Origin of the sequence: Cysteiniphilum marinum, from assembly GCF_014857925.1 — a bacterium.
GTDB lineage: Bacteria > Pseudomonadota > Gammaproteobacteria > Francisellales > Francisellaceae > Caedibacter > Caedibacter marinus.
Genome location: NZ_JACYVZ010000002.1, coordinates 187,116 through 201,736, shown reverse-complemented (window position 1 = coordinate 201,736; position 14,621 = coordinate 187,116). Strand labels below are relative to the sequence as shown.

Genomic DNA, 14,621 nt, shown 5'->3' with positions numbered 1-14,621 from the left:
AATGAGCAGCAATTTATGAAAAGAAGAATATTTATATTATGGTTAAGCTCAGTATTTGCTACTTTTCTAATTGTTGCTTGTGTTGTTGGCTATGGTGTTTTGAGACTTCTGCCTGCGTATCAAAGCTCGATTGAAGATGTATTATCAAAGGTAACGGGCTCGAGCGTCTCTTTAAAAGTCGAGTATGCCAGTTGGCATGGCATCAATCCTGTGATTGAGGTCAAAGATGTTAAGGTTAAAGATAAAGGGTTTTCTCTTAATATTCCTAGAATGACGGTGCATATTAATGCATGGCAGTCACTGATGAGTTGGCGCTTTGTCACCAAAGATGTCACGGTGGCAGAACCCAAGCTTGTCTTTTATTCCAGTGACAAGGCCTTTAATTATCGAATGTTGCAATCCTTGTCAGTAGCAGAGATTGATGAAATCGGTGGACGCTGGTCGAGTATCTTGGGGTATCTATTGCAACAAAATAATCTCGAATTGCAGAATATGCGCGTTGATATCCTTAAAAATACTCAATCATTAGCAGAGCTTGTAGTTAATGCAAGTTATCAGCAGAGAACGCAAGCAAAAGGCGTTTTACGCTTAACATTACAACCACAGAAGAAGGCTAATATGCTGCCCAAGCTTGGGCAAATTGATATCGTCTCGGTTGTTGAGAACAAAGAGCATAAATACTATTTTGATAGTACCTTAAATGATAAGCATAATATCTTAGCAACTTTAATTGATGGCGTGACAAAACAAGTGAAAATATCACATTTGACTGATCATCAATTAGCATTTTCTGTGGTTAGCTCAACCAAGGGACTAGACTCAGTCATGATTATGGGTGAGCTATCAAAAGCTGAGTTTAAAACCAGTCAGTTAGATGAGTCAATATTTAGTAATGTTGTGTTTAATCTGCAATTGTTTCGTTATCAAAATCGCTTTGTATTAGGTGCTAATCCGTTGTCTTTTGTCATGAATCATAAGCGATATACCTTCAGATCTGCACTTTTTTCATTAGATCAACACCGTTTAGTGATGAATATTCCACGACTTGATTTAGCAGATTTCTCGTCATTAGTGCAGATGGAAAAAAGTGATTGGCGTAAAAACATTGTGCTCTCTGGTGTGCTAAGCAATGTGCGTTTCAGCTTTGATTTGCAAGACTTTAGTTTAAAAGGTATGCAATTAAAAGCGCATTTTAATGATCTAGGTATTGCCAATAGTGATCATCATGTCGACTTTAAAGGTTTAAGTGGCAACGTTTGGTGGCGTGAAAACCACGTGAAACTAATCATAGACTCGCCAAGTTTTGATATGGCAGAGAATCATATATTTAGTCGAGATTGGCCAGAGATTGCAGTTAAAGGAAATATAGATATCATCAAAGAACCTTCAAAAATCCGCTTTGTGGTTGATGATCTGGCATTAACGAATGCGAATATTCATTTCATGAGTAAAGGTGCTATTGATGTGCCATTGACTGATCCTAAAAACTTTAGTCTTGATCTTAAGGGTAAGTTAAGTGGCAAAAACCTCACAACTGAATATCAAGCCTTTTTGCCGCAAAAAGGAATTCCTAAGCCGTTATATGATTGGTTAATGCAATGTTTATATGGCGCTAAAAAATTAGATGCCAACTTTGCAATAAATGGCATTGCACGCAAAATTCCATATCCTAAGCATGATGGCATATTTAAGATTGATGCGACCATTCAAGAGGGTAGTTTGTCACCGTATTTTGGTTTAGGTGTAGCACACCAGATTATGGGTGATTTACATTTTGATAATGAGGTATTTACTGCTAAGGTTAATCGGGGATTTTTAGCCGGTATTCCAATCAAAAATGTTGACTTAAAGATTGATAATATTGCGCCTAATGTGCCTGCGACTTTCAGTATTAATGCAGATGTTGCGACCAATAGCCAGCATGCCTATGCATATTTGGCGCAAACGAAATATAGAACCTTGGCACAACAAATTAATCAATATGCGCAGTATCAAGGGGACATTAATGCCAAGCTTAATATTGGCATTGCCTTGGGTGATCATACAAAAAAGGATCGTTTTGCAGGTAAAGTTGAGCTTAAATCTGGTGTTGTTGATATTAAAAAACCGTTATCTAAATCATTTTATGGTGTTAATGCCGAGGTACTGATTAATAATCAAACGCTCAAAATTCAAAATCTTTCAGGATTTTTGAATATGAATATACCTTTTAATGTCAAGGGGATGGTAGATGTTGCTGATCTTGACAATCCGAGTATTAACCTTGAAGGTGGAGCATCTGTCGCATTTTCACCTAGGTTCAGTGCTGAGCAATTAGATCATGGGATATATCATGTGATGCAAGGTGTGTTGCCATTTGAATTTGCCATTAGAGGCAATATCAATGAAGGTATTTTGCAAGTGAATTCTAACTTACTGGGCTGGCAGAATAATTTAGGTGAACCACTAACGAAAAAAAGTTTTGAATATACCCCGTTGTTATTAAAAAGTACATGGCAAAAAAATCGATCAGCAAATAAGACAGTCTCATGGTATCTCAGTAACAAATTGGATATCAAACACCAGGACAAGCTAAGCGCAAGCATGAATGTTAATGATAAGGGTGTTGTCTCTGATGTAGGCTTATATGGACAGCTATCAACGTTAAGTAGCCAGTTGATAGTCAATGCGATGCAAAGTATCAGTAGTACAGATATTCTAAATGTAGCAAATAAAGAGCAATGGCAGCAGGTCTTGCACTTAGATGTGCCGATAATTGATAAAAACTTTAGTCAAACAGGATGCTTTGTGGTTGCAAATTATAATGACTGCGTTTATCGACAGCTTAATCAGTTACTGCGGCCAAAAGTGATGCTCAGTATTGATCAGTTAAACTTTTTTGGGAGCAATTACCAAAATATCACTTTGCAAACCAATAGCGTGCATAATTACACAAACTATATTGTGCGTGGAGAGGCACAAAAATCATTGGTTATCAGCGTACCTGATGCATTAAGTGAACCGATTGAAGTCAGTGCAGATAATTTGTTTTTTGCTTTACCACAAACGAGGGGTGAAGCTAGAAAAGAAAATAATACAAGCAATGAAACTGACGTTATGACGATGTTAAACACCTTATTAACATCTGATGTGTTGCGCAAAACGCCCGATATGAATGTCAAGTTGACCAACTTGCAAGTGGGTGGTTACTCGATCCCAAATTTTCTAATGGCAACAACGGTTAGAGGAGGGGTGTTATCGATCCCGGTATTATCTGCCTATGATCCAAATGCCAAGTTATTAGCGACAGCGAAGCTTTCCTCGTATGGTAGTTATGTACATGCCAATGTCTTTTCATTAAATTGGGGTGATATGCTGCATAATTTTGGCTATGATAATTTCTTAAAAGGCGGATCTGGCAATGTCCAAGTACAATTAAGCTGGCCAGACCTTATGCCAAACGTTTCGACTATTTCAGGAAAAGCAACAGCTGATTTACTCAATGGTGTCGTGTTGTCGGTTGATTCAGGGATTGCTAAATATATTGGTTTATTAAGTCTGGACTCATATTTCAAACGTTTATTTATGCCTTATGATGATTTTGAACATCGTGGCATGGCGTTTAATAGTATTATTGGTGCTTATACGCTTGATAATGGTTTGGCAAAAAGCAATCCTTCAGTCATTATTGATACTCCTAGCTTTGCTTTGGTGGTAACGGGTAATGTTGATATAACCAATAAACAACTCAACCAACGCATTAAATATCAGCCGCATTTCTCTGGAACAACCGCGGCAGTGGCAGGTGCTATTGGTGGTCCTGTTGTGGCTTTTGCGACTTACTTAGGTACAAAACTTTTAGGCAATACCGTCTTTAAAAATATTGGTTTAGTAAGTTTTGATGTGACAGGTAGTTGGGATAAACCAAGTCTTAAACAGGTTCAGTAGTCACCCCATAAAGCCTGTAATATAGCGGTAATTGCCAAAGGTGCAGTTTCTGTGCGTAGTATTCTTTTGCCAAGTCGTATGCTGTGACAGCCTTTATTTAAGGCGAGTACCTCTTCATCATCACTAAAACCACCCTCAGGACCGATATAAATAGCAAAACGTTTAGCATTTGATTGTTGTTGATAGCGACGGGTAATTGTTTCATTGCTATGAGGAGATAGGAATAGCTTCATATCCGCATCGATAGTTAATGCATCAACTAAAGCTTGAGGCGTGTTAACTGTAGGCACAAATACACGGGCGGATTGCTCACTGGCACTTATGGCAATTTTCTGCCAATGCTCTAGTTTATGCGCTATGCGGTCTTGATTGAGCTTATAATCAACGCGTTCACTCAACATCGGCGTGAGTTCATTAACGCCCAGTTCGGTGGCTTTTTGAATGACTGTTTCTAACTTATCTCCCTTAGACAGTGCCTGAAAAAGATGAATATGAATGGGGGAATCATTGTGCTTTTCAGTTTTAGATAATATCTGAAGTATTGTTTTTTTAGGGTCTGCATGACTGATTTTAGCAAGGTATTCAAGCCCATCAGTATTATTAAATAAAATAACTTGATGACCCTGTTTATACCTTAATACACGAATAAGATAATGACTTGTTTCAGTAGAAAGGGTGATCATTGCGGATTGCGCAGAAACCGCAGGGTAAAATACACGAGAAATTCTCATATAATAACTCGCTTACGGTTAGGCAGAAAAATGAATCACAATAATGGCAATACCAGCAATAAATGAGATAAGCCACAATAGCGAGAACTGACTGATTTTATAATGGAAAACATGCCCTGACTTATTGAGTTTATAGGCAATAACGGCAGGCATCATTAAGAGTAAAACAGCAATACACACACCAACATAACCAATGGCACTAATAAACAGATTAGGGTCAAGCAAATTAACCAAGAGTGGAATAATAAAAGTAAGAATAATTGCGATAAGCGTCTTAAATTGAGCAGGTAGACGGTTTAAGCGATAACTATCAACATTAAAGTGATAAAGTGCCAAGCTAACACCTAAGTATGATGTCATCACTGAGATATCGGTAAAGACGTTCATGCTGATATTCGCAGTTGTTGTGGTGATTTTCTCTTTTAGTGCATGTAGGATATTACCAACATTCGCCTGATCAACACTCATGTGATCAAAGATAGAGCTCATAAAACTGATTGGTCCATGCAAAGGTAATACACCAAGTACTGCAATGAGCCACAAGAAATAAAGTATTAGCGGGATGATGCTGCCAATAAAAATCACGCGAAATAATGCTTTAGCATCTTGATTAAGATAATCACTTAAAGTTGGTACAATAATATGTGATGTAAAAGAAGTAATAATCACTGGGATTGCAATTAATAACGTTGGTACCAAATCTACTGGAGAAACGGCTAAATTGCTAAAGTCGACGAAGTTTAAAAAAATCAAACAAACAAGTACTAAAAAAACAAGCTTAGCTGAGAGCAGTATGCGATTGATAACATCCACAGCTGATGTACCAACGACGACGATTGCACCAAAAACAACAACGAAGATTAATGACCATGCGCTAGAGGAAATATTAGGCAGTAATGAATTAAAAGCAGAAGCGGCACCTGAGATATATGCTACACTAATACAATACATCAAGAGCAAAAATGAAATCCAAGTGATGATAACACCGGGTAAACCTAATGTGCGCTTAGCAATAGAGGCAAAGCTTGCACCCTTTGGCATTGATAGCGAGATATCAGCAATTAAAAGTGCAGTATAGGTCATAATGCCCCACGCAATAAGCATCACAATACTACTGATAATAAAGCCAAGCTTGGCGGTGATAATAGGGAGTGCTAAAATGCCAGCACCGATTTCAGTGCCGGTGACAATCATCATGCAGCCAAGCTGCTTTGCTAATGAGTTATTTGCCATGAAAAAGTTTCCAGAAATTGATCATTTTGATTACTAAAACGTTACAGTACCTGATTTTCCTGCTGCATAAAAGTGAAAATAGTAGATAATTTATTTTTGAAGTTGATCAAATGAAGTTGAGTCAAACAAGCTATTTAGAATAGCTTACCACCTTTGCCACCAGGAGGCATCATGCCTGGCATGTTTTTCATTTGCTTCATTTGGCGCATAGCGCCCATCATTTTGCCCATGCCGCCTTTGCCACTGATTTTCTTCATCATCTTTTGCATTTGTGTAAACTGCTTTAATAGACGATTAATATCTTGCACTTGTGTGCCAGAGCCTTTAGCAATACGCAGTTTACGTGATGACTTGATAAATTCAGGTTTGCGACGTTCAAAGGGTGTCATTGAGTTAATGATTGCTTCCATTTGTACAAACATCTTATCATTAACTTTATCCTGAAGATTAGCAGACATGCTACCCATGCCTGGCAGTTTATCTAGCATTGAGCCGACACCACCCATTTTCTTCATTTGTTGCAATTGACTTTTAAAGTCTTCTAAGGTGAATGATTTCCCTTTTTTAAGTTTTGTTGCGAGCTCTTTGGCTTCTTTTTGATCGACTTTGTGCTCAACTTCTTCGATTAAAGAAAGCACATCGCCCATACCTAAAATGCGTGAAGCGATACGATCTGGATGAAAAGGCTCTAAAGCATCGGTCTTCTCACCCATCCCGATAAACTTAATCGGCTTGCCGGTAATCTCACGAATAGAAAGAGCAGCCCCGCCTCTGGCATCACCATCGGCTTTAGTCAGGACAACGCCGGTTAACGGCAAAGCATCATTAAATGCTTTGGCTGTGTTTGCCGCATCTTGACCAGTCATACTATCAACGACAAAGAGTGTTTCTGTTGGATTCATCGCATGATGTAATGCTTTGACCTCATCCATCATTTCATTATCAATATGCAAACGCCCAGCGGTATCAAGGATTAAAACGTCACATACTTGTTGCTTGGCAAGTTGCAATGCACGCTCGGCAATATCAATAGGTTTTTCATCAGCTGATGATGGGCAAAAGCTGATATCTAAAGACTCAGCTAAAGTTTGTAGCTGTTTAATCGCCGCTGGTCGGTAAACATCGGCACTAACCACCATAACTTTTTTGTCGTGACGTTCTTTTAAGAGTTTTGCAAGCTTTGCAGTAGTTGTTGTTTTACCAGAGCCTTGTAAACCTGCCATTAAGATAACAACAGGTGGTTGAGCACCTAAGTTAAGTGTTTCATTTTTCTCACCTAATGTACGTTCAAGCTCTTTCTTAACCATTGCAATAAAGGTCTGCCCTGGTGTGAGACTTGTACGAATTTTCTCACCCAATGCTTCTTCTTGAATGCGACTGATAAACTCTTTAACAACGGGTAGGGCGACATCAGCCTCAAGTAACGCCATACGCACATCGCGTAAGGCGCTTTTAATATTGTCTTCGGTTAAGCGACCTTGACCTTTGAGTTTGTCAAGTGAGCCACCTAAGCGTTCGGATAAACTTTTAAACATATGTTTTACCTATTTATTATGCTTTAAGCATCTTTTTGTAATTCATGTTGATAGATGAGTTTCATGGCGGAAATATTGCCATAATTAGCGGCTTTATTAAGCCAGATAAAGGCTTGGTGAAGATCGGTTTTTGTATAATACGGTTGATCTTTGCCGATATATGATCGACCTAATAAGTACATTGCCTCAGTATTGCCTAGCTTGGCAGAGTCAACAAGATAATTATGAGCTTTTGCTGGTTGATTTTTGGTGTTGTAAATCAATGCCAAAGCACGATAGGCATTGGCGCGATAGTCGCGAGGTTGTGCCAGATTTTTCTTATCAAGGAACTTATCAAAATATTTAATCGCTGTATCATAATTAGGTTTAACGGCAATCCCGTAGGTGTAATAAGTCCCTAGAAAGTAGGGAGAAGTTGGGCAACCGTTATTGTAGAGTTTGGTAAAGGCAGGCACAGATTGGCTATATTGACCATGCTTAAATAATGCATATGCATCGTTATAGGCTTTGGAAAGACAAGCGTTTGCTGTTTGAATGCTTAAACTTGCTAATAAAATACCACCAATAAAAAGTGCTTTAGATCTAAACTTAATCATCATTTGTCCTCACTTGTTAAACTTTATCGCAATCTAAAAAGAAAGTAATTATCTTAAGCATTGAGGTCACGTAGTTTGTCTATTTCAACACCCCGCCTCGCAAGCTTGGCACCCCTCTTACAAAGAGGGGAATAATACCAGTCCTTGCCCAATTCCCCTCTTTGTAAGAGGGGTGGCAGCCGTAGGCTGACGGGGTGTTTTAATTTCTAAAGTACATAACTCCAATGAATTAGGCTTTAGTAATATAGCCTTGAGAGCTCACATCAACGGCAGGAGAATATTCCATGTGTGCAGGTTTACGCGCTGATTTGCGCGCACGTGGTTTTTTTTCCTGCTTGTTGCTGTCGTCATTATCATTTGCTGCAACGGTTTCAACTTCGTTCTCATTACTCTCATTAGTAGTGTTACCATCACTTTGTAGTGTGGTTTCACCGATAATGATGCCAATTTCTTCAGCTTCAGCTGTTGACTCGTGCGTTTCTTTAGCTTGTTTAGCAAGCTCTTGTTGCTTAAGTTTTTCTTCCTTGGCAATCTCAGCAGTTAATGCTTGCGTGTCAACTACTTCAAAGTTTAAGTATTTAACTTTGCGGGTTTGTGAAGCATGTGTTTCAACCTGAACAGCCTGATCACTGGTCAGTGTCGTAACTTCGGCTAAAACCTCTTTAACCATCACTGAAATTTTCTCTTCAGGTGTGGTTGAGATTGTCTTCATAATCGCTTTTTCTTTTGCCGCTTTTTGTGCTTCAGGTGAATCTTTCTTTAGTGCAGCAATATCGACCATCTCTTCACTTTGGTGAACTTGTAGACGCTGGTTGTTGCGATTATTGTTACGGTTGCCTTTATTGCCTCTGTCGCGATCATTTCTATCGTTTCTATCATTACGATTGTTACGGTCATTTCGGTCATTACGATCATTCTTATTGCCGCGATCACTGCGATTGTCACTATTTTGACGTGCATCAGCAGATTTATTGTTATGATCATTACGTTCATCACTTGGTTGCTGGTGACTTGGCTTATTCCCATTCTGATTTCTATTGTTGTTGCGATTATCACGACGATTGTTATCACGATCATTATTACGCCCGTCACGAGATTGAGATTTGCCACGATGCTCACTACGCTCATTGTTTTTATTATCAGATCTATTGTGTTGATCTTTCTTTGGTTGCGTAGATTTGTGTGATTGTTTTTGATCGCGTGTATTACGCTCACTACTGTCTTCTTTATCGCTGAAGAAAAAAGCGCTTAGCTTTGCCCAAAAACCTTTTGGTTCAGCTTTGCTATGCTTGGCTTCTTTATGGATCTCTTTAGTAGCTTGAGGCTTGTTGTCAGATTTTTTATTGTCATTATTGTTAGATGACTGATTATAATCAGCAGATTTTAACGCTGGTTGCTTTGATTTATCCTGTTTTGGTGTTTTATAAAGCTCAACATCTTTTTTATCTTCAATCAAATCATAGCTTGGACGACTTGCCGTATAAGCATCACCCCAAATGCGTTGCACGCTGAAATGTGGAGATTGTAAGTTGGCATTAGGAATTAAGGTAACCTTGGTACTAGTACCTTCTTCAATTTGCATTAATTCATCACGCTTCTCGTTTAGCAGGAATGTTGCGACATCAATGGGTAATTGTACGCGTAACTCATTGGTTTTATCACGCACGGCTTCTGCATGAACATTGCGTAAAATAGATAAAGCAAGTGATGGGATTGAACGAATAAAACCGTGTCCTGCGCAACGTGGGCATGAGTGCATTACTGACTCGCCAAGGGATGCTTGTAAACGCTGGCGCGAGATTTCAACTAAACCAAACTTAGAAATGCGCGTCATCTGGATGCGTGCGCGATCATGGAATAGAGCATCAACGAGCTTTTGCTCAACTGCCTTTTGATTGGGGAAAAATGCCATATCAATAAAGTCAACAACGATTAAACCACCAAGATCACGTAAACGTAATTGTCGCGCGATTTCCTCAGCTGCTTCTAGGTTTGTCGCAAAAGCCGTCTCTTCGATATTGTCACCTTTGGTAGAACGTGCTGAGTTAATATCGATTGCAGTTAATGCTTCTGTGGTATCAATCACGATTGAGCCACCTGATGGCAGCTGCACTTCACGTTTAAACGCGCTTTCAATTTGCTTTTCAATTTGGAAAGCGTTAAATAATGGTAGATCTTTTTTATAAAGCTGCAAACGCTCAACAAAGCTAGGACGTAGCATGCTTAATTGGCGCTTAAGGTCTTCGTAAGACTCCTCATCATCGATAATAATTTCTTTGATATCTTCTTTTAAGTGATCACGAATAGCACGAATAGTAATATCACTTTCTTTGTGAATTAAAAAAGGCGCTTTACGCTGATATGAAACACGTTTGATTGCATCCCAAAGTGTTGTCAAAGTATCAAGATCCGCTTGAATTTCATCAGCTGAGCGATCAACACCTGCTGTGCGGATAATAACGCCCATATTGGCAGGGATGGTTAGAGAATCAAAAAGTGCTTTGAGTTTTTGACGCTCATCACCTTCAATGCGACGAGAAATTCCACCGGCACTTGGATTATTTGGCATCAATACCATATAGCAGCCAGCAAGTGTGATGAAAGTTGTTAAAGCCGCACCTTTTGAACCACGTTCTTCTTTTGCAATTTGCACAATCAGCTCTTGACCGACATCAAGCAACTCATTTAACGGAGTGTCTTGGTCTTTGGCTGTCTTCTTGAAGTATTCAGGGGAGATTTCTTTAAATGGCAAAAAACCGTTCTTATCTTCACCATAATTAACGAAAACAGCATTTAAGCTTGGCTCAATGCGTGAAATTTTTGCTTTGTAGATATTGGCTTTTTTCTGTTCTCTGTCAACACTCTCGATGTCTAAATCCATCAATTGAACGTTGTCGACGATTGCAATACGCGTTTCTTCTGCTTGACGCGCATTGATTAACATTTTTTTCATGTGTTGTTATCCTTTTAAATTCAAGTTGTTTAAAAGGTACAAAGGATGAAGCTAAGTGCGTAGATGATGTGTTTGCATGAAATAAAGTGCGTGCCTGGCTAGTTAAAACCCAATAAAAGCACGCTGTTATTGTTATTATTGTTATAAAAACAATCATCTTTTTTGTGATTCCTATAGTTTTCTCATCTTGCGTTTGTGCTTATGCGACCAAAAACGCAAATATTCTGCTATGGTCACTTATGCTCTTTGTCATAAGTGGTTACACAAATTAAGGACACTTAAACCTTGCCCTAATACCTTTGTGTGATTTAACGTTTAATGTGTGCAGCCCTTGTGAATAGATTCTCCAAGGTTGCTTGCAGTTGTCTTAGATAACTGCAGTTATTAATCATCTAAATCTGTTTTGCATATTTTATGCTTTCTTTTAAAAACACATAGCATAGACTCAAAGGTCAATACACTATGTGCGGTTGGATTCAAAGCGTCATGTAGATGAATGAGTCATTGGCTAATTGCGCTAACGCAATTGATTTCTCCCAGTCGATGTACAATCGTCAAAATCCATGTCAAATTATTGTTTGTTATTGCGCTATAAAACTATCGAGCAAAAACAGCGGTATTTTAGCAAAAGGTCACTGTGAATGAAAGTTAAATTGTTGAATGCTTGTAATAATCTTAAAGAGTTTCTATGCTAACGCCTAGGATATAGAAAAAATAAATCACTTTAAGGATGAGGATGAATAAAGTTCATTACCCAAAAGATGTATTGCGATCAACCGTTTATGGTGCCATTGTCGGTGTGTTAGTGGGGAGTATTGGCGCACTTTTTCAGTTATGTATCCATTGGATATTGGCAGGGCAGCAAGCAGCTTTTACTGCGCTACAAGATAATCTAGTCTTACTCTGCCTATTTAGTATGTTCTTCTCAAGCATGTTTATGATTCTATCGCTAGTTATTGTCAGACGTATGGTGCCTGAGGCTTCAGGTAGTGGCGTCCAGGAGGTTGAAGGAGCGCTTGAAGGTGTGCGCGAGCTTCGATGGTGGCGTGTGTTACCTGCGAAGTTTATCGGTGGGGTAATGTCTTTATCAAGTGGACTTGTCTTAGGAAGAGAAGGCCCCACCATTCAAATGGGTGGGGCGATTGGTCAGTTGGTTAAAAGTGTCTTTCGATTGAATAATGATTATGCGCATGTACTTATCGCGGCAGGTGCAGGCGCTGGTCTTGCAACCGCATTTAATGCGCCTTTGGCGGGGATTTTGTTTGTGATTGAAGAAATGCGTCGTCAATTCAAATACAGCTTTCAATCATTGCAAACAGTGATTGTTGCTTGTGTTGTTGCCGATATTTTGCTTGAAGCATTGTTGCAAACTGGAGGTTATAACATTCGCCAGATGATGGATATCGATATGACAGCATATAACGCGCCACCTTTGTCAAGTTTATGGCTTTTTGTCGTTTTTGGTGCGATTTTTGGTGCATTGGGTGTTTTGTTTAATAAATATCTGGTGCGTTCATTGAACTTCTTTGCTAAGTGTTCAAGCTTTGATTTTTGGAAGTGGATCATTCTCATTGGTGCGGCAACGGGTTTGCTCATTGTCTTTTTGCCGCATGCGGTTGGCGGTGGTTATAAAGTCATGCCCGATGCATTGCATGGTGAGATTGCTTTGTCAGCCTTAATCGCTTTATTTGTTTTGCGCTTTATTACAACATTGGTTAGCTATGGTACGGGTGTGCCTGGTGGGATATTTGCCCCCATGCTAGCATTGGGGACCATTTTTGGTATGTTTTTCGGCATTGTTGCACATGCACTTTTTCCGAGTCTTATAACCAATCCGCAAGTTTTTGCTGTTGCAGGCATGAGTGCACTTTTTACCGCGACGGTTAGCGCGCCATTGACAGGAATTGTACTTGTTGTTGAGATGACGATGAATTATGCGCTGATCTTGCCATTGATTGTTACGTGTTTTAGTGCAACGATTGCTGCAATTTTTATGGGGGGAAGCCCTGTTTATAGCACGCTGTTAAGTCGAACGCTTGTGTTGGCAAAACGTAAGAAACTTTATCTGTCGTTTAAGAAGAGGGGAGGTTGAAAAATATCCTATTTATGAGCCGTCCCCTGAGCGAAGTCGAAGGGTGGGGGAAATGGCTTCGACTGACGCTCAGCCAACGTTCGTAAGTTTGAAGTTGCCTAGAATGGAAAGATGGCGATAACTGCGTGCATCTATCGTTTAGAACAAATAAAGAAGTTTGTAGGGGCGTATTGCATACGCCCATAAAGATATACTATCATGCACGGCATGAATTAATGCATATGCTATAGGAGATATAATGCGTTTATTGGGATACATAATCTTAGTGATTATATTTGTTTTAGTTGCGGCATTGGCAGTATTGAATGCACAGGAAGTGACCTTTAATTATTTGATTGGGACGTTTCATTTGCCGTTGATATTACTACTGTTGGTAGCTTTTGTTTTGGGGCTTGTTATCGGTATGATTTTGATGTTATTGTCACGCAAAAGAAAACTGCGTGATAAGGCTGTTAAGGAATGATTGTCCTTGGCATTGAAACATCATGTGATGAAACAGGCATTGCCATTTATGATGGCGCGAAACACAAACTTCTTGCTAATGCATTGTTCAGCCAGATTGATTTGCATGCGCAATATGGTGGGGTGGTGCCTGAACTTGCCTCGCGTGATCATGTGGCCAAACTCATTCCACTGACTAAAGAAGCATTATCGCATTCAGGACTGACACTCGAGGATATTGATGCGATTGCCTATACGGCAATGCCAGGTTTGGTTGGCGCGCTAATGGTTGGCGCAACATTTGCCAAAACATTAAGCTATATGCTCGATATTCCTGCAATTGCGATTCATCACTTGGAAGGACATTTATTGGCGCCATTATTAAGTGAAGAGGCTAGACCTGAGTATCCTTATGTGGCGTTATTAGTTTCAGGAGGGCACACACAGTTAATTGCAGTTAAGCGCTTTGGTCAATATGAGCTATTGGGTGAGTCGATTGATGATGCCGCAGGTGAGGCTTTTGATAAAACGGCTAAGTTATTGGGATTGCCTTATCCTGGTGGTCCGCATTTGGCAAGACTTGCTGAACAAGGGCGAGCAGGTGTTTTTACTTTCCCGCGTCCGATGTGTGATCGTCCTGGGTTTGATTTTAGTTTTAGTGGTCTGAAAACAGCTGTGCTTAATACTTGGCAGGCGCAACAGGATCAAAGTCAGCAGATTAAAGCGGACATTGCTTATGCATTTCAAGAGGCACTAATTGATACGATTGTGATTAAATGTAAGCGTGTATTAAAACATACCAGTATGAAGAGTTTAGTTGTTTCTGGTGGTGTTAGCGCTAACAAAGGATTGCGATCAGCACTTAGTGCGTTGGCACTTAAAAATCGTTGGCAAGTTTATTATCCGCCTTTGGCGTATTGCACAGACAATGGGGCGATGATTGCCATAGCGGGTGCTTATCGTTTAGCAAATGGCTTTGTTGATCAGGATATGGTGATTAATGTCAAACCAAGAGCACCTTTAAACCTTTAAAGATGCTTTAAAGTTTGTTAGAAATTCAAGTTGAGTTTTAATACCCCTCACCCGCGCAGCATAAGCTGCCTGAGCTCTCCC

Annotated in this window: 9 protein-coding genes; 4 read left to right on the top strand and 5 right to left on the bottom strand. The window is 39.5% G+C overall.

Features of this window, described 5'->3' with window-relative positions:
* The first annotated feature begins 15 nt into the window (after positions 1 to 15).
* Complete coding sequence (locus tag IE867_RS02120; protein ID WP_192483121.1) at positions 16 to 3,927, top strand: YhdP family phospholipid transporter; 3,912 nt, start codon at positions 16 to 18, stop codon at positions 3,925 to 3,927.
* On the opposite strand, the gene IE867_RS02115 is transcribed toward IE867_RS02120, so the two are convergent.
* The 5 genes from IE867_RS02115 to IE867_RS02095 all read right to left on the bottom strand — a co-directional run bounded on the left by IE867_RS02115 (position 3,921) and on the right by IE867_RS02095 (position 10,975).
* The gene (locus IE867_RS02115; RefSeq protein WP_192483120.1) at positions 3,921 to 4,658 is read right to left on the bottom strand and encodes a 16S rRNA (uracil(1498)-N(3))-methyltransferase; all 738 of its coding nucleotides are present in this window, start codon (positions 4,656 to 4,658) and stop codon (positions 3,921 to 3,923) included. The two genes, IE867_RS02120 and IE867_RS02115, sit on opposite strands and share 7 nt — an antisense overlap.
* 18 nt (positions 4,659 to 4,676) lie before the next feature.
* Positions 4,677 to 5,891, bottom strand: coding sequence for an amino acid permease (locus IE867_RS02110; RefSeq protein WP_192483119.1), 1,215 nt, complete (start codon positions 5,889 to 5,891; stop codon positions 4,677 to 4,679).
* A gap of 134 nt (positions 5,892 to 6,025) precedes the next feature.
* Positions 6,026 to 7,426, bottom strand: a complete 1,401-nt coding sequence (ffh, locus tag IE867_RS02105) for a signal recognition particle protein (protein ID WP_192483118.1) — start codon at positions 7,424 to 7,426, stop codon at positions 6,026 to 6,028.
* A gap of 23 nt (positions 7,427 to 7,449) precedes the next feature.
* Positions 7,450 to 8,025: a tetratricopeptide repeat protein gene (locus IE867_RS02100; protein WP_225629922.1), complete on the bottom strand. Its 576-nt coding sequence runs from the start codon at positions 8,023 to 8,025 to the stop codon at positions 7,450 to 7,452.
* Between the two features lie 226 nt (positions 8,026 to 8,251).
* Complete coding sequence (locus IE867_RS02095) at positions 8,252 to 10,975, bottom strand: Rne/Rng family ribonuclease (RefSeq protein ID WP_192483117.1); 2,724 nt, start codon at positions 10,973 to 10,975, stop codon at positions 8,252 to 8,254.
* Positions 10,976 to 11,711: 736 nt separating this feature from the next.
* Between IE867_RS02095 and clcA the strand changes: the two genes are divergently transcribed.
* From clcA to tsaD, 3 genes are all read left to right on the top strand, one after another.
* A complete protein-coding gene (gene clcA / locus IE867_RS02090; protein WP_192483116.1) occupies positions 11,712 to 13,067 on the top strand; it encodes a H(+)/Cl(-) exchange transporter ClcA in 1,356 nt (451 codons plus the stop codon).
* A gap of 238 nt (positions 13,068 to 13,305) precedes the next feature.
* Positions 13,306 to 13,530: a lipopolysaccharide assembly protein LapA domain-containing protein gene (locus IE867_RS02085; protein WP_192483115.1), complete on the top strand. Its 225-nt coding sequence runs from the start codon at positions 13,306 to 13,308 to the stop codon at positions 13,528 to 13,530.
* Positions 13,527 to 14,540, top strand: a complete 1,014-nt coding sequence (gene tsaD, locus IE867_RS02080; protein WP_192483114.1) for a tRNA (adenosine(37)-N6)-threonylcarbamoyltransferase complex transferase subunit TsaD — start codon at positions 13,527 to 13,529, stop codon at positions 14,538 to 14,540. Before IE867_RS02085 ends, tsaD begins: the two co-directional genes overlap by 4 nt.
* The last annotated feature ends 81 nt before the right edge of the window (positions 14,541 to 14,621 follow it).

Excerpts from the sequence above, each read along its gene's own strand:
- IE867_RS02120 (WP_192483121.1), top strand. The coding sequence starts at position 16 with ATGAAAAGAAGAATATTTATATTATGGTTAAGCTCAGTATTTGCTACT.
- IE867_RS02115 (WP_192483120.1), bottom strand. The coding sequence starts at position 4,658 with ATGAGAATTTCTCGTGTATTTTACCCTGCGGTTTCTGCGCAATCCGCA.
- IE867_RS02110 (WP_192483119.1), bottom strand. The coding sequence starts at position 5,891 with ATGGCAAATAACTCATTAGCAAAGCAGCTTGGCTGCATGATGATTGTC.
- ffh (WP_192483118.1), bottom strand. The coding sequence starts at position 7,426 with ATGTTTAAAAGTTTATCCGAACGCTTAGGTGGCTCACTTGACAAACTC.
- IE867_RS02100 (WP_225629922.1), bottom strand. The coding sequence starts at position 8,025 with ATGATGATTAAGTTTAGATCTAAAGCACTTTTTATTGGTGGTATTTTA.
- IE867_RS02095 (WP_192483117.1), bottom strand. The coding sequence starts at position 10,975 with ATGAAAAAAATGTTAATCAATGCGCGTCAAGCAGAAGAAACGCGTATT.
- clcA (WP_192483116.1), top strand. The coding sequence starts at position 11,712 with ATGAATAAAGTTCATTACCCAAAAGATGTATTGCGATCAACCGTTTAT.
- IE867_RS02085 (WP_192483115.1), top strand. The coding sequence starts at position 13,306 with ATGCGTTTATTGGGATACATAATCTTAGTGATTATATTTGTTTTAGTT.
- tsaD (WP_192483114.1), top strand. The coding sequence starts at position 13,527 with ATGATTGTCCTTGGCATTGAAACATCATGTGATGAAACAGGCATTGCC.